Below are 18,669 nucleotides of genomic sequence, written 5' to 3'. Positions count from 1 at the left end.
TTACGACCCGACGACGGTGACCTCGGTCTCGGCCTCAGCGCAAAGCTGCGCGAGATCCCCGGGCAAAGGCGCATCGATGAAGACCCGGTCGAGTTCGCTCAGCGACGCCAGCCGCACCGGGGCCGAGCGCGCGAGCTTGGAGGCATCGGTCACGAGGAATTTCGTGCGCGCCTGACGCAGGATCGTGCGGCTTACCCGAACCTCGGCCAGATCGTAATCGAGAAGATCGCCGTCCGCGTCGAGCCCCGAGGCCCCGATCACCGCGAAATCCACCTTGAACTCGCGAATGAAATCCGCCGTCAGATCGCCCACCAACCCGCCATCCGAGCGCCGCAGGTTCCCGCCCGCCACGAGGATCTCGCAACTCTCATTGGCCAGCAGGATATTGGCGACGTTGATATTGTTGGTCACCACGGTGATGTTGCGATGGCCGAGCAATTCGCGCGCCACGGCTTCGGTGGTGGTGCCCAGATTGAGGATGATCGAGCTGTTGTCGGGGATCGCCTGCGCGCAGGCCCGCCCGATCGCAGCCTTCGCCGCCTCGTTCATCCGACGGCGCTCCTCATAGGCGAAATTCACCACGCCGGTGCGGATCACCGCGCCGCCATGCACCCGCTCCAGATGGCCCGCATCGGCCAGATCGGTGAGGTCGCGCCGGATCGTCTGCAACGAGACGTTGAAGCGTTCGGCCAGTGCCTCGACACCCACGCGCCCCTCGTTGCGCGCGATCTCGAGAATCTCGCTTTGTCGAAAATTCAGTGCCATCGCCCCCTCCGTCTTTGCCCTTGCTGCCACAGCTTCGCGTTCCTGTCATCCGACAGTTTCGTCAAGCTGCCCAAGCGGCTCTTTCGCTGCGTGATAGGGCGCGATTTTGATCGTTTCACGACGAAAAGCACCTCTCTCCCGCTTTTTGACGCACTGCCGGGAAGAAAAACCACAGCATTCCAAAACCCCGATTGACATATCCGATCAATTCAATCAGGTATTGCCGCATCCTCTTAGCCACCCGAATTTTGCACCTCGGGCAGCCCAGAGACACGGACATCGGCCAGAGCGGTTCGATGCCCTGTCCGGGCATCCAAACCTGTCGGCCGCAACAGACGCGCGAAAGGACAGCGACACATGATGAAATCCTTGATGGCAACGACCTACCTTGCCCTTTGCCTCTCCCCCTCTCTGGCACAGGCCGAGGCCGCGGCAAGCCCGGCTGCGGTGCTCGACACCTATGCCGATATCGCGGAGGCGAAATACGCCGACAGCCTCGCCACTGCCCGCGCGCTGCAAGCGGCGGTCGATGCGCTGATCGCCAGCCCCTCGCCCGAAACGCTGGAAGCGGCGAAAACCGCGTGGCTTGCCGCCCGTGTGCCCTATCAGCAGACCGAAGTTTACCGGTTCGGCAATGCCATCGTCGATGACTGGGAGGGCAAGGTGAATGCCTGGCCCCTCGACGAAGGGCTGATCGACTATGTCGATGCATCCTATGGTGGACCGAGCGATGCGAATGAACTGGCCGCACTGAATGTGATCGCCAATCCGCAGATCACCATTGCGGGCCAGCAGGTCGACGCGACCGAGATCACGCCCGAGTTGATCGGTGAGACCCTCAACGAGGCAGACGGGATCGAAACCAATGTCGCGCGCGGCTATCACGCGATCGAATTCCTCCTCTGGGGGCAGGATCTCAATGGCACCGGCCCCGGCGCCGGCGCGCGCCCCTATACCGATTACGTCACCGGCGAGGGATGTACGGGTGGCAACTGCGACCGCCGCTCGGCCTATCTGAAAGCGGCGACCGACCTGCTGGTGGCCGATCTCGAAGAAATGGCCGCGAACTGGGCCGAAGGTGGCGACGCACGCCAGTCGGTCACGGCCGATGAAGGCGCGGGCCTTGTCGCGATCCTGACCGGCATGGGCAGCCTTTCCTATGGCGAACAGGCCGGCGAGCGGATGCGTCTCGGGCTGATGCTGAACGATCCCGAGGAAGAGCATGATTGCTTCTCCGACAACACCCATAACAGCCATTACTATGACGGGCTCGGCATCCGGAACGTCTATCTCGGCCGCTACGAGCGGATCGACGGCTCGGTGATCGAGGGCGCGTCTCTCTCGGATCTGGTGGCTGCGAAAGACCCCGCGCTCGATGCCGAGATGCGCGGCAAGCTCGACACCACGATGGACGCGCTCGGCGCGATCAAGGCTGCGGCCGAAGATGGTTTCGCCTATGACATGATGCTCGCTGCGGGCAATGCCGAAGGCGAGGCGCTGATCATGGGTGGCGTGAACGGGCTGATCGACCAGACCCGCTCGATCGAACGGGTCGTCCGGACGCTGGAGCTCGACCAGATCGCCTTCGAAGGCTCGGACAGCCTCGACAATCCGAACGCCGTTTTCCAGTAAAACCAAAGCGGTGCGACATGAAGTTAATGTCGCACCGCGCAACCTTCGAATAGCAAGCGATGCCCTCCTCACGCCCAGCCAACCCCCTCCGCCACCTTTCGTGCCGCGCTCTGGCCGCGGCGTGTCTTTGCGCCGGTCCCGCGGCGGCCCTCACCCTCGACGATCCGCATCTCGCGGTGGTCGCGCGCACGCCCGAAGAGGCTGCGCGGATCGAGGCGGTCACCGCCCCGACGCATGATTTCTCCAAGCCCGAGCGCTTCGAGGAAATGCCTGCCGGAGCTGCCACCGTGCGCGCTCGGCGCAATGCCGATGCGTTCTCGCAGCCTTCGGGCAATATCGACTTCGCGCGCGAACTGGACTTCAAGGTCGGCAACGGGCTCTTTCGCAAGATCTGGGTCGAGGCCCCCGCCTCGACGCGCGCCTCCGACGGGTTGGGCACGCTCTACAATGCGCGGGGCTGCCAGAATTGCCATATCAAGGACGGGCGCGGCCATCCGCCCGAGGGCCCCGAGGATACCGCCGTGTCGATGTTCCTGCGGGTCTCGGTGCCGGGCGACCGGGCTGACCTGAATGCGCAGATGGCCGAGATCGAGGATTATATCGCGACCGCCCCCGACCCGATCTATGGCGGCCAGCTGCAGGATTTCGCGACGACCGGACATGCGGCCGAATATCGGCTGGATATTCGGTATGAAGAGGTCGACGTGGCGCTGTCCGAAGGCGAAACCGCGACGCTTCTCAAGCCCTACTACCGCGCGGCCGATCTCGGATACGGTCCGTTGGCCGAAGATGCGATGCTCTCGCCGCGTGTGGCGCCTCAGATGATCGGGCTTGGCTTGCTCGAAGCGATCCCGGCGGCGGACATCCTCGCTCTGGCCGATCCCGAGGACAGCGATGGCGACGGGATTTCGGGGCGTCCCAATATCGTCTGGTCGATCGAGCAGGCCCGCCCGATGCTGGGGCGTTTCGGCTTGAAGGCCGGTGTACCGACGGTGAAGGAACAATCGGCTGCAGCTTTCTCCGGTGACATGGGGATTTCCTCGCCGCTCTTTCCCGATCCCTGGGGCGATTGCACCGCGGCGCAAGCTGCGTGCCGCACCGCGATCCATGGCGGCGATCCGGAAGAGGACGGCTTTGAGATCGGCGCGGAAGGTCTTGATCTTGTGAGCTTTTACAGCCGCAACCTCGCCGTTCCCGCGCGCCGCGACGCCGCCGATCCGCAGGTATTGCGCGGCAAACAGATCTTCTACGAGACTGGCTGCACCGCCTGCCACAATCCGAAATTCGTCACCCACCGGCTCGAGGGCCAGCCCGAGCAGAGCTTCCAGCTGATCTGGCCCTACACCGACTTGCTGCTGCATGACATGGGCGAGGGTCTGGCCGACAATCGCCCCGAGGGTCGCGCGACGGGACGCGAATGGCGCACGCCGCCGCTCTGGGGGATCGGCATGACCGAGACGGTCAGCGGCCATACCCGTTTCCTGCACGACGGGCGCGCGCGCAACCTGCTGGAGGCGATCCTTTGGCATGGTGGCGAAGCGGACCCCGCGAAGACCCGCGTGATCGAGATGCCGAAAGCCGACCGCGACGCCCTGATCAAATTCCTGGAGAGCCTGTAATGCGCCTGCCCGCCCTTCTGCTATCGCTCACGCTTGCCGCGCCCGCATTCGGCGGCGTCTCTGAAGCGCTTGAGCAAGACATCCTGCCAGGGTTTGCAGGCTTTGCCGAAGCCGCCCGGACGCTGGCCGAGACGGCAGAGGCCGATTGTACCGCACCTTCGGTCCGCCCTGCCTATAACGCCGCCTTCGATGCCTGGCTTGCGGTGGGGGACCTGCGCCTCGGGCCATCGGAGACGGCGGCCCTGTCGATTGCCTTCTGGCCCGACGATCGCGGTTTCACGCAGCGAACAGTCACGAAGATGGTCGCACAGCAAGATCCGGTGGTCGATGACCCTGCACGCTTTGCCGAGGCTTCGATCGCGGCCAAGGGTTTGTTCGCACTCGAGATGCTGCTCTACGACCCCGCTTTCTCGGGCTATGACGCGCAGAGCTACAGCTGCCGCTACGTGCAGGCCGCGAGCATTGAACTGGCGCGTCAGGCACAGGCGCTCAACGCCGACTGGGAGGAGTACGCGAAGGTTCTGGAAACCGCCGGGGCGCCCGACAACGCAACCTATATGAGCGATGACGAGGCGATCCGCGCGCTTTACACCCAACTGCTTTCGGGACTCGAATTCACCGCTGACAGCCGACTCGGGCGCCCCCTTGGTACCTTCGACAAACCCCGACCCAAGCTTGCCGAAGCACGGCGCTCCGGTCGCAGCCTGCGCAATGTTCTCCTGTCGACGGAGGCCGCCGAGCAGCTTGCCCATGCGCTTGTCGATCACGATCTTCCGCAGGTGGACGCAGCGTCGGACAACATCAAGAAAGCCGCTCAGTCGATTGACAAAAAAGACTTATCTGGCGTGAGCGATCCGCAATCCCGGCTCCGCGTCGAGATCCTCCAACAACAGGTGCAGTCCATGCGCCGCGCGGTCGAGACCGAGATCGGCACCGCGCTCGGCATCTCGGCCGGATTCAACTCGCAAGACGGAGACTGACCCCATGACCACCCGCCGCTTTTTCCTCGCCGGTCTTCTCGCCGCCTCGGCCGCGCCGAACCTGAGCTGGGCCGCCGCCGGTGACCCTGCCTATATCGCCGCCGCGAAAACCCCCGACGGGCGCTTCGCGCTCTTTGGTCTCGATCCCGAAGGCGCGACCCTGTTTCAACTTCCCCTTCCCGCGCGCGGCCATGCGGGCGCAGGCCACCCGACCCGCGCAGAGGCCGTGGCCTTCGCCCGCCGTCCGGGCCATTTCGCGCTGGTCATCGATTGCGTGGGCGGCGCGGTCATCCGTACGCTCACGCCACCCGAGGGACGCCAGTTCAACGGCCACGGCGTCTATGTCGAGAATGGCGCGCGTCTCCTCACGGTCGAGCAGATGGCCGACACCAGCGCCGGCGTCATCGGGATCTGGGATGTCGAGGCGGGCTATCTGCGCGTCGGGGAGTTCGCGACCCACGGCATTGGCCCGCATGACCTGCGGCTGATGGGGGATGGGCGCACGCTGGTCGGGGCGAATGGCGGGATCGCGACCGATCCGAGCGACCGAACGAAGCTGAACATCGACACGATGCGCCCGAACCTGAGCTATTTCGATCTCGACGGGCGGCTTCTGGAGACAATCGAGCTGGAGCCCGAGCTTTGGCAGAACTCGATCCGTCACCTCGCGCTCGGTCCCGACGGACAGGTGGGTTTCGCGATGCAATGGGAAGGCGCGCCGGATGCCGCCACGCCCCTTCTGGGCCTGCATCGGCGCGGCGAGGCACCGGTGCTTGCCTCTGCCCCGCTTGCGGACGAGCTGGCGATGAAGGGCTATGCCGGCTCCATCGCGTTTTCGGGCGATGGTTCGGAAATCGCGATCAGCTCACCGCGCGGCGGGAGGCTCCATCGCTTTGCGCCCGACGGGAGTTTCCTCGGCGCGGTCTCGCGTGCCGATGTCTGCGGGCTCGCGACCCACCCGGCAGGCTATCTGGCCAGCGACGGGCTGGGCGGGCTGATCGCGGTCGGCGCGCAAGGCACGCGACCGCTCGGGCGGCAGGACTGCGCCTGGGACAACCACATCGTTTCGCTGCAAAGCTGAGGCGAAGCGCTCAAATCGCTTGACGCATCCGAGGCCCCCGGTGAACCCTGTGAGCATCGTCTCACAGCGCCCGGGAGCCTCCATGCGCCACGCCCTCACCGTCGCCGCCCTGATGACCGCGCTGAGCGCACCACCGCTCTTCGCCGAAGGACTGGTGCGTTGTGAAGGCAAGTTGAGCGACCGCGATCTCTATCGTGCCGTCGCCTGCGAAGCGCAGCCCGGAGGCGCCTGCAAATTGCCGATGCGCAAATGGTTCGCGCCGAAACGCAGGAACCTTACCGTGGCCATCAAGTTCGTCTCCCCGCATTTCCCGGACCGTACGCGGCGCGAAATCCATAATGCGCTTCTCGACGCCACGCAGGAGATCAACGCCGCCGGGGCCGATCTCCGAGTGACCTATGTCACGGGCAAGCGCGCCGATATCGAGATTTTTCTCAGCGCCACGAAAGAAGGCGGCATCGTGCGCGATACGGGCGACCGGATGGTCGACGGAACGCGCATGGAAAAAGGCAGCGTCGCGCGCGTCACCTTCTTCTGGCAGACGAATACCGGCCGGATCAGCGAAGCCGATATCGTCTTCACCCGAGATATCCTGTCGCGCGACATACGCTCGATCGTGCTCGAGGAACTCACCCAAAGCCTCGGATTTTCGACCGATATCGTGAACCCCTATTACACGCAGCGCTCGATCTTTTCCGAGGACGGGAATTCCGTGACCAGATTGGGCGGGCAGGACATGATCGCCCTGCGCACCCACTACCCTCCGCAGTGATCGAGACGCTGACACGATCGAGCGCAATGCCCGGTAGGCTCAGTGGGGCCCCGGGGAGCGGATCGGTGCGTGATCCGATTGCTTTTCGAGACGCCCGTTTCGCCAAGTGACCTTTCATCTGCCCGCGAAGGTCTGCAAGATGGGTTTCAGGAAAACCTCCCCTCCCCCCTGAGGTGATCGTGTTGCGCATGCCGATGACAACAGGACATCGTCAAACCCGGAAATCGGAAACCTGATGACATTCGAGCTCGCATCCGTCCTTGTCCTTCTCATTATCTCGCTTGCGCTCTTCGTCCTGGGAAAACCGCGCATGGATGTGGTCGCGGTTCTGCTCGTGATCGCGATGCCCTTCACCGGGCTGATTTCCGTCTCCGAGGCGCTCAAGGGATTTTCCGATCCGAGCGTCATTCTTATCGCGGCCTTGTTCGTCGTGGGCGAAGCCCTGGTGCGAACCGGCGTGACCCAGTGGATCGGCGATCAGCTCAGCCTCCGCTCGGGCGGCAGCGAGGCCAAGATGCTCGTTCTGCTGATGCTGTTTGCCGCCGGGCTCAGCGCCTTCATGAGTTCGACGGGCGTTGTCGCGATCTTCATTCCGATCGTCCTGAGTGCAGCGCGCAAGGTCCATATTCCGCCAAACCGACTGATGATGTCCCTTTCGATCGCGGCGCTCATTTCGGGCATGCTCACGCTTGTCGCAACCCCGCCGAACATGGTGCTCAATGCCGAGCTGATCCGGCAGGGATATGACGGTTTCGGGTTCTTCGATTTCTCTCTTTTCGGCGTGCCTGTCCTGGTCTTCGCGATCCTCTACATGCTGTTCATGCGTCGTTTTCTTGGCCCGGGGAAACAGGCATCGACCTCTGCCAGCCTGCGACCGAGGTTTCGCGATCTGCTTGAACGCTTCGGCCTGGCTGATCGGATCGCGCGCATTGCCATCCCGGCCGCGAGCAACATCACGGGACATCGGCTCGACGAGCTCGGTCTCTTCGGACGCGATGGCGTGGCCATCTTCGCGCTCGAGCGCCGCAGGCGGCACGGGAGGGAGTTTCTGCTTCCGCAGGCCCATGAACAGATTGTCGCCAACGACCGTCTCATCGTCATCCTGTCGTCCCCCTCTTTCGACCTCGATGGGTACATTGCGTTGCACGATTTGCAGCGATGCGCCTCTTTCGAAAACTCCACCCCCCTTCCCAACCGTGACGTGGGGCTCGTCGAAGCGATGGTTCCGCCGAACTCGCCTCTGGTGGGCAAATCGCCCGTCGAGGCAAACCTCAGGACCATTTCGGAACTGAGCGTCCTGGGCATCTGTCGCAGCCAGCAACCCGTTACGGGCGACGTGGCCAATACGCAGCTGAAAGCAGGTGACACGCTCCTGCTCAGCGGTCCGTGGAGGACGATCCAGCGTTTGCAGGAGCATCGGCGCGATCTCGTCCTTCTCGAACTGCCCGAGGAGGCCGAGGAATATGTGCCCGAACGCAAGCGGGCGAAGACCGCAATCGCCGTCCTTGCCGCCATGGTGCTCGCGATGACATTCGGGGTTCTGCCAAACGCGCAGATCGCACTGATAACCTGCATCGCGCTAGGGGTTTTCGGCTGCATCGATCTTCCGTCGGCCTATCGCGCGATCAACTGGCAGACCTTGGTGCTCATCGCCGGCATGATACCCTTCGCGCTGGCGCTTGAACGCGCAGGCGGCGTCGATCTTGCGGCCGCGACCGTCCTTGATACCTTTGGAGAAAGCGCCCCGCGCGTCGTGCTCGGAACGTTGTTTCTGGTGACGATGACGTTGAGCCTGTTCATGTCCAATACCGCGACAGCCGTGCTGATGGGGCCGATCGCGCTTGCGATCGCGAAGGGCATGGACGCTTCGCCAGAGCCCTTCATGATGTGCGTGGCGCTGGCGGCTTCGACGGCGTTCATGACGCCCGTCGCCTCGCCCGTGAATCTCCTCGTGCTGAGCCCCGGGGGTTACCGTTTCGTCGACTTCCTGAAAATCGGGACGCCGCTCGCGCTTTTCACCTTGCTGGTCGCGGTGGGGCTTTTGCCGATCGTTTACGATTTCTGACGGCGCCCGCCGGACACGGGAAAACCGGCGATTGAAGTTGCAGGCGAGTCATTCTGCGTGTGCTCGAAAACGAAACGCAGATCATTGGTGCGAATATCATCAGCCAGCGTTTCAACCGCGAGCAGTCCGGCCCGTTGGAGGTGCCAGACCGATCAGAAATCTCATGGCGTCAGTACTGGGCAACACAAGAGCGCGTCGCGAGCGGGAGCCCCCTCACCGCCCCTCAAAGCGCCCATACCCCGGACCGTCTTTGGCGAGCGACGCGCGATCGCGCGCCACCCTGCGTGACACAAAAAAGCCTACGAAAACGAGGCGCAATCCCCAGCCGCGCCCACGCCGTTTGACCCAAGGCAAAACCCGGCCTCCCATCGGGAGACCTCAGGTGTGCTATACGGGATCAATGCGTCCAGTTGGCGCGCCGGTCGGTGGCAAAGTTCTCGCCATAGCCGCGCGGGCGGATATTGGCGGAGCGCTTGTGCGGCTCGGTCACCAGATAGTCGATGCCCTTTTCCTTGGCATAGGCCTCGGCCGCCTCGCGGCTCTCGAAACGCAGACGCACCTGGGTCTGGGTGTCATCCGAACTCGTCCAGCCCATCAGCGGATCGATCTCACGCGCGTCGGCGGGAACGTAATCGAGATACCAGAACTTGGTTTTCGCGGTGCCCGACTGCATGGCGTTGCGGGCGGGTTGGTAGATGCGCGCGCGCATGGACAAACTCCTCAGCGATGCTTCCCCTTCCTCTTAGAGCATCGGAAACAAATCGCAAGCCTTCAAGCCACCAGAAACCGCCCACGCGTCGTAGATCCCCATTGAGAGCCAAAGGTTTCTGCCAGCCGGCTGGGGAGCGAGGGGTGAAGTGGTACGCCGGCCGGCAGATCTACACTGCTTGCCCGCTCACCTTGCATGGTCCCAGGATCTGAATCAAGCAAGTTCCGGCCATAACAAATTGATAAATATGTAAAATTCAGAACCATCCAGAAACCCTTCCTTAACCCTGTGCGCAACCCCTTGAACGCGAACGAAAAGAGGACAAATCTAGGGTCCAGCGAAAGGTCTGCGCGATGCCCCACAACAATACGAACCTGCCCACCGAACGTCCCGACGTGCTCACACGCCCCAAGCTCGAAGGCGGCAAGCGGTTCGTGATGAAGACGGATTTCGCACCCGCAGGCGACCAGCCCACCGCGATCGCGGAGCTGTCGGAGGGCGTCAACGCGGGAGAGCGCGACCAGGTGCTGCTCGGCGCGACGGGCACGGGCAAGACCTTCACCATGGCCAAGGTCATCGAAGAGACGCAGCGCCCTGCGATCATCCTTGCGCCCAACAAGACGCTGGCTGCGCAATTATACGGCGAATTCAAGGGCTTCTTCCCCGACAACTCGGTGGAATATTTCGTCTCCTACTACGACTACTACCAGCCCGAGGCCTATGTTCCGCGCTCGGACACCTATATCGAGAAGGAATCGCAGATCAACGAGCAGATCGACCGGATGCGGCACTCGGCAACCCGGGCGCTGCTCGAGCGTGACGACGTGATCATCGTGGCCTCGGTGTCGTGCATCTACGGTATCGGCTCGGTCGAGACCTATTCGGCGATGACGCAGGATCTGAAGGTCGGCGAGCTGATCGAACAGCGCAAATTCCTCGGCGATCTGGTGGCGCAGCAATACAAGCGTCTGGATGCGGCCTTCCAGCGCGGCGCGTTTCGCGTGAAGGGCGACACCGTGGACCTGTGGCCCGCGCACCTCGAAGATCGGGCGTGGCGCTTCAGCTTCTTCGGAGAAGAGCTTGAAGCCATTACCGAATTCGATCCGCTGACCGGGGCGAAGACCGACAGTTTCGAGCAGATCCGCATCTACGCGAACAGCCACTACGTCACGCCCCGCCCGACGCTGCAGCAGGCGACCAAGGGCATCCGCAAGGAGCTGACGCAGCGGCTCAAGCAGTTGCAGGACGAAGGCAAGCTGCTCGAGGCGCAACGCCTCGAACAGCGCACGAATTTCGATCTTGAGATGCTGGAGGCCACCGGCGTCTGCAACGGGATCGAGAACTATTCGCGCTATCTCACCGGCCGCGCGCCCGGTGAGCCGCCGCCCACCCTGTTCGAATTCATCCCCGACAACGCGATCGTCTTCGCCGACGAATCCCACGTCACCGTGCCCCAGATCGGCGGCATGTATCGCGGCGACTACCGGCGCAAGTTCACGCTGGCCGAACACGGCTTCCGCCTGCCCTCCTGCATGGACAACCGCCCGCTCAAGTTCGAGGAATGGGACGCGATGCGCCCGCAATCGGTCTTCGTCTCGGCCACGCCTGCCGCGTGGGAGCTGGAGCAGACCGGCGGCGTCTTCACCGAACAGATCATCCGCCCGACCGGCCTTCTCGACCCGGTCGTGGAGATCCGCCCGGTCGAGACTCAGGTGGACGATGTGCTGGATGAAATCCGCACGGTCGCCGCGCGCGGCTACCGGACGCTCGTCACCACGCTGACCAAACGCATGGCCGAGGACCTGACCGAATACCTGCACGAACAGGGCGTACGGGTGCGCTACATGCATTCCGATATCGACACGATCGAGCGGATCGAGATCCTGCGCGACCTGCGCCTTGGCGCTTTCGACGTGCTGGTGGGGATCAACCTGCTGCGCGAGGGGCTCGACATCCCAGAATGCGGTCTGGTCGCGATCCTAGATGCCGACAAGGAGGGCTTCCTGCGTTCGGAAACCTCGCTGATCCAGACGATCGGCCGGGCCGCGCGCAACGCCGATGGGCGGGTGATCATGTATGCCGACAAGATCACCGGCTCGATGCAGCGCGCGATGGACGAGACCGACCGCCGCCGCGCCAAGCAGATCGCCTATAACGAGGAACACGGCATCACCCCCGCGACGGTGAAGAAGAATGTCGAGGACGTTCTGGCCGGGCTCTATCAGGGCGACACCGACATGTCGCGCGTCACCGCCAAGGTCGATGCGGTCAAGCCCGGCGCGAACCTTGCCGCCCATCTCGACGATCTGCGTGCCAAGATGCGCAAGGCCGCCGAGGATCTGGAATTCGAGGAAGCCGCCCGCCTGCGCGACGAGGTGAAGCGTCTGGAGGCGGTGGACCTCGCCGTCCATGACGACCCGCTCGCGCGGCAATCGGCCGTGGAGGCCGCGAGCGAGGCGGCGGTGAAGGCGAAAGGCCGGTCGACGGCGGGACGGCCGGGACAAAGGGGTGGCGTGAAGCGAAGGAAGGGGCGGTGAACCTCAATAGTCCTGTGAGCGGATGCACGCCTCTAACACTTCCTCAAACTGAGCGGCATCTGAAAAATGAAACTCGCAGTAGGGAGGGCGGCTTACTTTCGGAGCGATGCTGCAAAAGCTCATGTTCTGCGGATCGCCTTTCACAGAGACAAGCAACTGTTTTTTGCGGTTCTGTATCGTCATTGCGATAAAGTTGGGCGCAGAAGTCCACTTGCGTTGTTTCCCTTCCTCAAGCGTAAAGCTCTGTCGCGATGAAAGTGATAGAAGCAGCTTCTCTACCGCCCCAACTAGTTGCTTTGGTAGCCCGTAGCCTTTGCATTCCTCGAGGAATCGATTGATGGATAGATCAAGACTGTCGATATCTGACATATTTTGAGTGACCGCTTTCGGCGAAAGTACAACCTTATCGGCCCCATGACGAGGAATAGGCTCTTCTCCTGAGAACACCATCACCTTACCTGAACCGCTCTGCAGGCAACGGCATTCCGAGAGATCGAAAGTCAGGTCTTGGCTGGACGATGAGAAGTTTGCGCCGGTCACAACATAGATACCGTTCTCACCTTGCTGAGACGGGTTCACTGGAAAAAACACGCGGTCATCCAGTGCCATTTGAGCAACCCAAAGGTTCTTTTCGATTTCCTTAGCCTTAAAGGTAACCTTCATAGCTCCACCCGATTCAGTAAATCAGCATATACTGAAATACTGAAGGCATGTCAAGCTATCTCGGCATTCACTCCACTCTCTAGGCAACCTCACTCGGTCACCGTCAGCCCCAGCAGCCGCCATTGCTGCATCCCGCCGCGATAGTAGTAGATCTTCTCCGCCGGGAAGCCCGCCTCGATCATCCGGCGCGCCGCCGTGGGGGACTGGCCGCACCACGGGCCATTGCAATAGAGCGCGGCCGATTTCACGTTCTCGCCGGTGCAGTCGAACCCCTCGAAATCGGGCTCGCAGCCCAACTCGCCCAGACGGTCGGCGGCCTCCGTATAGGGCACATTGACGGCCCCCGGGATCGCGCCGCCCTCGAAATCGGGCTTCACCCGCCCGTCGATCACCACGACATTGGGATCTTGCAGGAATTGCAGGATCTCCAACTCGCCGATCGGGGTCACCCCCTCGGCGGGCACCATCGGCTGGATACAGAAATTCGGACAGGGTCGCGAGGTCTTGGCCCAGTCGCCCTCCAGCTTGTTCTCGTTGTCCTGGATGCGGCTGATCTCGACCGGGCCATTGGCGGTCTCGACAGTGACCGACATCATGTCCGGGCGGATATTGACCGGATCGGCGAAAGCCGGGGCTGCGGCAAGAACTGCCGCGATGATCGTAATGCGCATGAAAACCTCCCATTTTTGTAATCATAGCATGCGCATTCCGGCTTGTCCCGCAAGAGGCCAGCGCCTAGCTCGGAAGGATGAGCACCATCCTGATCCTCGGCGCGGCCGTCTGGCCCGGTGGCGCCCCCTCGCCCGCTCTGGTGCGACGCACACGCCACGCGGCGCGACTTTTCCACGCCGGGAAAAGCGATCGGGTGATCTGTTGCGGCGGGCTCGGGCGGCATGAGCCGAGCGAGGCGCAGGCCATGGCCGCGATCCTGCGCGACGCAGGGGTACCGGAGGCTGCGATCGCGCTCGAGGATCGCTCGACCAGCACCTATGAGAATGTCGCCTTCGCGCGCGAGATGCTTACAGCCCGCGAGGTCGTCATCGTCACCGATCCCTATCACGCACCGCGCGCCATCGTCATTGCGCGGGCAATGGGGCTGATGGCACGGGCCGACTGCCCCGACCACCGCGCGAGCGCGAAGGCCCGCGCCCGCGAAGGGTTTGCCTATCTCAAGCTCGGATGGTGGCTTTTGCGCGGGGCGCCGGCCCCGTGAGGCCGAACCGTGCTCAGTCGAGGATGAGCTTGCCGATGACAAGCACCACGACTGCCCCCACCAGCGCGATCCCGACAATCGCGAGCAAACCGCCCGCCGCGAGAACCGCACCCCCCAGCAGCGCCGCGATGAAGGGGGTGATCAGCGCGCCGATGACGCCAATCGCGAGATAGGCGCCCGTGTGACGCCCGCCCGAGACGAGGCTCGCGATCCAGCCCGCAAGCAGCCCCGCGATGACCAGCAGCACCATCCCGACCGTCCCGATGGCTTGAAGAACGTCTTCCATGTCACTCTCCGCTATGTCTTTTCACATCAACGCGGATATGGGGGTGCAAGTTCCCATCCGTCCAGCGCTACCGCACGAAAAACCGCGGGCCGCGCAGGCGCCGCTCAGAAATCTGCCGCGACCTCGTACATCACCGGCTCGAAGCTCCGGCAAAGCGTGTTGATCACCCGGTTGCGGGCGATCATCTCGGGGCTGCGCAGCATTGCCTGATAATCCCCGCGCTCTGCCCATTTCGAATAGGTGGCGATGCGGGTACGTGCATCATTCATATGCAACCCCGCGCCAACGAAGCCGGGCGCTTTCGAGATCACTTCCGAATAGGCCGACTGAAGCTTCTCCATAAGCTCGTCGGCGGTGGCGGGGGTCATCTCGAAGGTGCAGATCACGGTCTGCCCGTTGAAATCGCTGGAAATCTCGGTCATGGGCGGTCCTCCTCCGGCTCATGCTCGCACAGATGCGCGTGAAAATCACCGCTCTTTTCGCGCGCCTGCAGCGGCAGCAAAGCCCGCGCCGGGATCGGCACGATCAAAACGATGCGGATCAGCTCGGCACCGACGAACCAGCTCGCCGCGCCCGGCGAATTCGCCTAGGGGGCGCTGCCCCCTCTGGCCTATCGGCCATTCACCCCCGAGATATTTTCATCAAGAAGAAGATGCGGTCCGTTCCGCTTCTTCTTGATCTAAATATCTCGGGGGAGTCTCCGAAGGAGACGGGGGCAGCGCCCCCTTACTTCCGCCGGAAGAAGCGCGCGCGGTCGTAGAGCTCTTCGAGGCGCTTCATCCGGGCCTCGGTCTCTTCCCAGGTGAGCGATTGCACGGCGGCCATCAGCGTCTCGACCAGCACCTGGATCGCAACGGTCGAATCCCAGGCCGAGGGCACCTCGATCTGGGCAGAGAAACGGAACCGGGCATGGGCGGCGGCGGGGCTGACCCAGGGGTCGGTGAACAGGATCACCTCGACGCCCTGATCGGCCGCCATTTCCACCAGTTGCAGCACCGTGTTCTCGTAACGCCGGATATCGAAAACGAGAAGCGCATCCCCCTTGCGCATCTCCAGAAGCGCGGGCGGCCAGGCGTTCGACACCGGTTCGAGCAACTCGACGCCGGGCCGGATCACCTTCATATGCGAGACGAAATATTGCGCGATCGGCAGGGTGATGCGCCCGCCCGTGGCGAAGATGCGGCGGTTCGGATCGGCCAGAAGGGCGGCGGCCGCATCGAATTGCGCATGGTCGATCTGTTTCAGCGTGGCTTGCAGATTGCCCAGCACCGCATCGGCGAAACGGTTGAGCATATGAGTCTCGGGCGCGTCCCCGGCCCAGCGGTCGTGTTTCACCAGCGGCGAGACAAGCTGCGCCTCCAGCTCGTCGCGCACCGCCTGTTGCAACCCGGGATAGCCGCCGAAACCCATCTTCTGCGCGAGCCGCACCACGGTCGGCGACGACACCTCGGCGGCGCGGGCGAGCTGCGTCACCGAGCCCAGAAGCGACATCGGGTAATGGCGCAGGATATGGCTGGCGAGCTGCTTCTCGGCCCGGGTCATCTCTTCGATGGCGCCCGAGATCTGGTCTTCGATGCTTTGCGAGACTGCCGCCAAATTGTGCACTCCTTGCCCAAAAGGATCGAACAGATCGTAACAGAAAAACAAATTCTGAAAATATCTTGACACAAAAGGGCACGCGAGGCGAGCCTGAATGCGAGTTGCAAGCGGGAATCGGGGACTGGGGTGAGCGGGAGTATAGCACCGATCCGGATCGAAGGGGCCGCCCGGAAGGGGCGTTGCGTCGTGATCTGCGAGCACGCCTCGAATGCCTTCCCCGCGCCCTGGGGCGATCTGGGGCTGAGCGCCGAGCAGCGCGACGCGCATATCGCCTGGGATCCGGGTGCGCTGGGGCTGGCGAAAGGGCTGGCCGAGGCACTGGATGCGCCGCTGGCCCATGCCTGCCAATCGCGGCTGATCTATGATCTCAACCGCCCGCCGCAGCACGCGGGCGCGATGCCGGAACGTTCGGAAGTCCATGATATTCCCGGGAACATAGGGCTGACGCGGGCCGCGCGTGCGGCGCGGACAGAGGCGCTCTACCTGCCCTTCCATGCCGAGCTGCGCGCGCTGATCGCGGGAAGGCTCGCGCGCGGTGCTGCCCCTGTGATCGTGACGGTGCATTCCTTCACGCCGCTCTATTTCGGGCAGCGCCGGGATGTCGAACTGGGTATCATCCACGATGCCGATGCCACTCTCGCAGAGGCCGTGCTGGCGGAGGCGCAGGCGCGAACGGGCCTCGATGCGCGGCTCAACGAGCCCTATTCGGGCGCCGATGGCGTGACCCATACGCTCGCGTTGCAGGCGACCCCGATGGGGCTCCCGAACGTGATGCTGGAGCTGCGCAACGACCTGATCGCCGATGCGAGCGCGCAGTCCGCGATGGCCGCGACTCTCGCGCCGGTACTGCAAGCTGCGATCGCGCGCATCGAAACTCAGACCGGGGAGGCCGCCTGATGCCGGGATGGATCCGCGCCTATGTCCGCTTTGTCGAGGGGTTCAACCGTCGCCTCGGGAAAGTGGCGATGTATCTGCTCTACGTGATCATGGCGATCATGCTGTTTTCGTCGGCGACGAAGATCCTGCATATCCCCGCGCTCTGGACGCTGGAGATGGCCCAGTTCACGCTGGTGGCCTATTACATGCTCGGCGCGCCGTGGTCGCTGCAGGGGGACGCGAATGTGCGCATGGACCTTCTCTATTCGCGCTGGTCCCCGAAAGGTCAGGCCTGGTGGGATGCGTTCACCGTCTTCGCACTGATGTTCTATCTCGGGATCATGGTCTACTCGGCCTTCGATTCCACGGTTTACGCGTTCGAATATAACGAGCGGAACCCGACCGCCTGGCGGCCCTATCTCTGGCCGATCAAGACGATCATCACCTTCGGTTTCGCAATGATGCTGTTGCAGGCGAGCGCTCTTCTGATCCGCGACATCGCGACGATCCGCGGGGAGGAAATCTGATGGATCACAACACCATCGCCCTACTGATGTTCTCGACGATGCTGTTGATGATGCTGACCGGTCAGCGGGTCTTCGGCGCGATCGGCTTCGTCGCGGTCGTGGCGGCCTTCGCGCTCTGGGGGCCCGGTGGCACGCAGATGGGCTTCGGCTCGGTGATGAAGCTGATGAAGTGGACGCCGCTGCTGACGCTGCCGATGTTCGTCTATATGGGCTACGTGATGTCCGAGAGCCGGCTGGCCGAGGATCTTTACCGGATGTTCCACGTCTGGTTCGGGCCATTGCCGGGTGGGCTCGCGATCGGGACGATCCTGCTGATGGTGATGATCTCGGTGATGAACGGGCTGTCGGTCGCGGGCATGGCGATTGGCGCGACGATCGCGTTGCCGGAGCTGTTGCGCCGGAATTACGACAAGCTGATGATCTCGGGCGTGATTCAGGCCGGGTCGAGCCTTGGCATCCTGATCCCGCCCTCGGTCGTGCTGGTGCTGTTCTCGCTGATCGCGCGCCAGCCGGTGTCCGAGCTATGGCTCGCGGGCGCCATTCCGGGGCTGCTGATGGCCACGCTCTTCGTCGCCTATATCGTGATCCGCTGCAAACTGAACCCCGATCTCGCGCCGCCGATGGATGCCGAGGAACGCGCCGCGATCACCATGCGCGAAAAGCTGCGGCTACTGCGCGCGGGCCTGATGCCGGTCTTCATCTTCGTGGCGATGATGGTGCCCTTCCTGAAGGGTTGGGCGAGCCTGACCGAAGCTTCGGTGATCGGCGCGCTCTCGGCCGTGCTGGCGGCGGCGGTGAAGCGCCGCTTCACCTGGCAGGTCTTCAAGGTCTCGACCGAGAACACGCTCAAGATCACCGTGATGTTCATGCTGATCATCACCGCGGCGCTGTCGTTCGGCGCGGTGTTCGATGGCTTGGGCGCTGGCCGCGCGATCGAGGATTTCTTCACCGAGAGCCTCGGCCTCGGCCCATGGCAGATCCTGATCCTGATGCAGCTGAGCTTTCTGGTGATGGGGATGTTCCTCGACGACACGGCGATGCTGGTGATCGTGGCGCCGGTCTATGTCAGCCTCGCGCGGCATCTGGGCTTCGACATGATCTGGTATGGTGTCCTTTATACCATCACCTGTCAGGTTGCCTATCTGACGCCGCCCTTCGGCTATAACCTGTTCCTGATGAAGGCGATGGCGCCGAAGGAGTTCACCTTGCCGGTGATCTATGCCTCGGTGATCCCTTTCGTGGGCGTCATGGTCCTGACGCTGATCCTCGTGATGATCTTCCCGCAGCTGGCGCTTTGGCTGCCGCATGCGTTTTTGGGACGATAACCAGAGCCCGGACAAACCGG

At 63.2% G+C, this 18,669-nt stretch carries 18 protein-coding genes; 11 read left to right on the top strand and 7 right to left on the bottom strand.

Annotated features, from left to right (window positions below):
* The gene (locus tag BMI90_RS14575; RefSeq protein ID WP_078530229.1) at nt 1–765 is read right to left on the bottom strand and encodes a DeoR/GlpR family DNA-binding transcription regulator; all 765 of its coding nucleotides are present in this window, start codon (nt 763–765) and stop codon (nt 1–3) included.
* A gap of 372 nt (nt 766–1,137) precedes the next feature.
* On the opposite strand from BMI90_RS14575, the gene BMI90_RS14570 reads away from it, so the two are divergent.
* The 6 genes from BMI90_RS14570 (at nt 1,138) to BMI90_RS14545 (ending at nt 8,914) form a co-directional block, all read left to right on the top strand.
* Entirely contained in the window at nt 1,138–2,397 is a 1,260-nt protein-coding gene (locus tag BMI90_RS14570; RefSeq protein WP_245795064.1) for an imelysin family protein, read from the top strand.
* 59 nt (nt 2,398–2,456) lie between these two features.
* Nucleotides 2,457–4,016 carry a di-heme oxidoredictase family protein gene (locus tag BMI90_RS14565; RefSeq protein WP_078530228.1) on the top strand — a complete coding sequence of 520 codons (1,560 nt, stop codon included), beginning with the start codon at nt 2,457–2,459 and terminating at the stop codon, nt 4,014–4,016.
* Nucleotides 4,016–4,996 carry an imelysin family protein gene (locus tag BMI90_RS14560; protein ID WP_078530227.1) on the top strand — a complete coding sequence of 327 codons (981 nt, stop codon included), beginning with the start codon at nt 4,016–4,018 and terminating at the stop codon, nt 4,994–4,996. The genes BMI90_RS14565 and BMI90_RS14560 overlap by 1 nt, the downstream gene beginning before the upstream one ends.
* A 4-nt stretch (nt 4,997–5,000) precedes the next feature.
* A complete protein-coding gene (locus tag BMI90_RS14555) occupies nt 5,001–6,077 on the top strand; it encodes a DUF1513 domain-containing protein (RefSeq protein WP_078530226.1) in 1,077 nt (358 codons plus the stop codon).
* 82 nt (nt 6,078–6,159) lie between these two features.
* Complete coding sequence (locus BMI90_RS14550; RefSeq protein WP_078530225.1) at nt 6,160–6,849, top strand: DUF2927 domain-containing protein; 690 nt, start codon at nt 6,160–6,162, stop codon at nt 6,847–6,849.
* 235 nt (nt 6,850–7,084) lie between these two features.
* Nucleotides 7,085–8,914, top strand: a complete 1,830-nt coding sequence (locus tag BMI90_RS14545; RefSeq protein ID WP_078530224.1) for an SLC13 family permease — start codon at nt 7,085–7,087, stop codon at nt 8,912–8,914.
* Nucleotides 8,915–9,311: 397 nt separating this feature from the next.
* Here BMI90_RS14545 and BMI90_RS14540 read toward each other — a convergent pair whose 3' ends face one another.
* Nucleotides 9,312–9,623 carry an ETC complex I subunit gene (locus BMI90_RS14540; RefSeq protein WP_078530223.1) on the bottom strand — a complete coding sequence of 104 codons (312 nt, stop codon included), beginning with the start codon at nt 9,621–9,623 and terminating at the stop codon, nt 9,312–9,314.
* Nucleotides 9,624–9,976: 353 nt separating this feature from the next.
* Here BMI90_RS14540 and uvrB point away from each other — a divergent pair, with 353 nt between their 5' ends.
* Complete coding sequence (gene uvrB / locus BMI90_RS14535) at nt 9,977–12,160, top strand: excinuclease ABC subunit UvrB (RefSeq protein ID WP_078530222.1); 2,184 nt, start codon at nt 9,977–9,979, stop codon at nt 12,158–12,160.
* Between the two features lie 3 nt (nt 12,161–12,163).
* On the opposite strand, the gene BMI90_RS14530 is transcribed toward uvrB, so the two are convergent.
* Together BMI90_RS14530 and BMI90_RS14525 are read right to left on the bottom strand one after the other, a co-directional pair.
* Nucleotides 12,164–12,823: a hypothetical protein gene (locus tag BMI90_RS14530; protein WP_078530221.1), complete on the bottom strand. Its 660-nt coding sequence runs from the start codon at nt 12,821–12,823 to the stop codon at nt 12,164–12,166.
* 89 nt (nt 12,824–12,912) lie between these two features.
* On the bottom strand, nt 12,913–13,494 hold the full coding sequence (locus BMI90_RS14525; protein WP_078530220.1) for a rhodanese-like domain-containing protein: 582 nt from the start codon (nt 13,492–13,494) through the stop codon (nt 12,913–12,915).
* A 77-nt stretch (nt 13,495–13,571) separates the two neighbouring features.
* Between BMI90_RS14525 and BMI90_RS14520 the strand changes: the two genes are divergently transcribed.
* Complete coding sequence (locus tag BMI90_RS14520) at nt 13,572–14,036, top strand: YdcF family protein (RefSeq protein ID WP_078530219.1); 465 nt, start codon at nt 13,572–13,574, stop codon at nt 14,034–14,036.
* A gap of 13 nt (nt 14,037–14,049) precedes the next feature.
* Here the strand turns inward: BMI90_RS14520 and BMI90_RS14515 are convergent, their stop codons facing one another.
* The 3 genes from BMI90_RS14515 to BMI90_RS14505 all read right to left on the bottom strand — a co-directional run bounded on the left by BMI90_RS14515 (nt 14,050) and on the right by BMI90_RS14505 (nt 15,918).
* Nucleotides 14,050–14,322 (bottom strand): hypothetical protein, encoded by a 273-nt coding sequence (locus BMI90_RS14515; protein ID WP_078530218.1) that lies wholly within the window; start codon nt 14,320–14,322, stop codon nt 14,050–14,052.
* Nucleotides 14,323–14,426: 104 nt separating this feature from the next.
* Nucleotides 14,427–14,744: an antibiotic biosynthesis monooxygenase gene (locus tag BMI90_RS14510; protein WP_078530217.1), complete on the bottom strand. Its 318-nt coding sequence runs from the start codon at nt 14,742–14,744 to the stop codon at nt 14,427–14,429.
* A 304-nt stretch (nt 14,745–15,048) separates the two neighbouring features.
* Entirely contained in the window at nt 15,049–15,918 is an 870-nt protein-coding gene (locus BMI90_RS14505; protein WP_078530216.1) for a MurR/RpiR family transcriptional regulator, read from the bottom strand.
* 129 nt (nt 15,919–16,047) lie between these two features.
* Between BMI90_RS14505 and BMI90_RS14500 the strand changes: the two genes are divergently transcribed.
* The 3 genes from BMI90_RS14500 to BMI90_RS14490 are packed head-to-tail and all read left to right on the top strand — an operon-like array spanning nt 16,048 to nt 18,649.
* Nucleotides 16,048–16,818 (top strand): N-formylglutamate amidohydrolase, encoded by a 771-nt coding sequence (locus tag BMI90_RS14500; RefSeq protein WP_078530215.1) that lies wholly within the window; start codon nt 16,048–16,050, stop codon nt 16,816–16,818.
* Nucleotides 16,818–17,324 carry a TRAP transporter small permease subunit gene (locus tag BMI90_RS14495; RefSeq protein ID WP_078530214.1) on the top strand — a complete coding sequence of 169 codons (507 nt, stop codon included), beginning with the start codon at nt 16,818–16,820 and terminating at the stop codon, nt 17,322–17,324. The genes BMI90_RS14500 and BMI90_RS14495 overlap by 1 nt, the downstream gene beginning before the upstream one ends.
* Nucleotides 17,324–18,649 (top strand): TRAP transporter large permease subunit, encoded by a 1,326-nt coding sequence (locus tag BMI90_RS14490; RefSeq protein WP_078530213.1) that lies wholly within the window; start codon nt 17,324–17,326, stop codon nt 18,647–18,649. Before BMI90_RS14495 ends, BMI90_RS14490 begins: the two co-directional genes overlap by 1 nt.
* Nucleotides 18,650–18,669: the final 20 nt, after the last annotated feature.

The sequence above is a fragment of the Thioclava sp. L04-15 genome (assembly GCF_002020275.1).
Taxonomy (GTDB): Bacteria; Pseudomonadota; Alphaproteobacteria; order Rhodobacterales; family Rhodobacteraceae; genus Thioclava; species Thioclava marina.
Note: the sequence above shows the minus strand (reverse complement) of the source record. Positions and strands in the feature narration are given on the sequence as shown.

What these genes read in the sequence shown, in the direction of transcription:
- BMI90_RS14575 (WP_078530229.1), bottom strand. Translation starts at nt 765, where the DNA reads ATGGCACTGAATTTTCGACAAAGCGAGATTCTCGAGATCGCGCGCAAC.
- BMI90_RS14570 (WP_245795064.1), top strand. Translation starts at nt 1,138, where the DNA reads ATGGCAACGACCTACCTTGCCCTTTGCCTCTCCCCCTCTCTGGCACAG.
- BMI90_RS14565 (WP_078530228.1), top strand. Translation starts at nt 2,457, where the DNA reads ATGCCCTCCTCACGCCCAGCCAACCCCCTCCGCCACCTTTCGTGCCGC.
- BMI90_RS14560 (WP_078530227.1), top strand. Translation starts at nt 4,016, where the DNA reads ATGCGCCTGCCCGCCCTTCTGCTATCGCTCACGCTTGCCGCGCCCGCA.
- BMI90_RS14555 (WP_078530226.1), top strand. Translation starts at nt 5,001, where the DNA reads ATGACCACCCGCCGCTTTTTCCTCGCCGGTCTTCTCGCCGCCTCGGCC.
- BMI90_RS14550 (WP_078530225.1), top strand. Translation starts at nt 6,160, where the DNA reads ATGCGCCACGCCCTCACCGTCGCCGCCCTGATGACCGCGCTGAGCGCA.
- BMI90_RS14545 (WP_078530224.1), top strand. Translation starts at nt 7,085, where the DNA reads ATGACATTCGAGCTCGCATCCGTCCTTGTCCTTCTCATTATCTCGCTT.
- BMI90_RS14540 (WP_078530223.1), bottom strand. Translation starts at nt 9,623, where the DNA reads ATGCGCGCGCGCATCTACCAACCCGCCCGCAACGCCATGCAGTCGGGC.
- uvrB (WP_078530222.1), top strand. Translation starts at nt 9,977, where the DNA reads ATGCCCCACAACAATACGAACCTGCCCACCGAACGTCCCGACGTGCTC.
- BMI90_RS14530 (WP_078530221.1), bottom strand. Translation starts at nt 12,823, where the DNA reads ATGAAGGTTACCTTTAAGGCTAAGGAAATCGAAAAGAACCTTTGGGTT.
- BMI90_RS14525 (WP_078530220.1), bottom strand. Translation starts at nt 13,494, where the DNA reads ATGCGCATTACGATCATCGCGGCAGTTCTTGCCGCAGCCCCGGCTTTC.
- BMI90_RS14520 (WP_078530219.1), top strand. Translation starts at nt 13,572, where the DNA reads ATGAGCACCATCCTGATCCTCGGCGCGGCCGTCTGGCCCGGTGGCGCC.
- BMI90_RS14515 (WP_078530218.1), bottom strand. Translation starts at nt 14,322, where the DNA reads ATGGAAGACGTTCTTCAAGCCATCGGGACGGTCGGGATGGTGCTGCTG.
- BMI90_RS14510 (WP_078530217.1), bottom strand. Translation starts at nt 14,744, where the DNA reads ATGACCGAGATTTCCAGCGATTTCAACGGGCAGACCGTGATCTGCACC.
- BMI90_RS14495 (WP_078530214.1), top strand. Translation starts at nt 16,818, where the DNA reads ATGCCGGGATGGATCCGCGCCTATGTCCGCTTTGTCGAGGGGTTCAAC.
- BMI90_RS14490 (WP_078530213.1), top strand. Translation starts at nt 17,324, where the DNA reads ATGGATCACAACACCATCGCCCTACTGATGTTCTCGACGATGCTGTTG.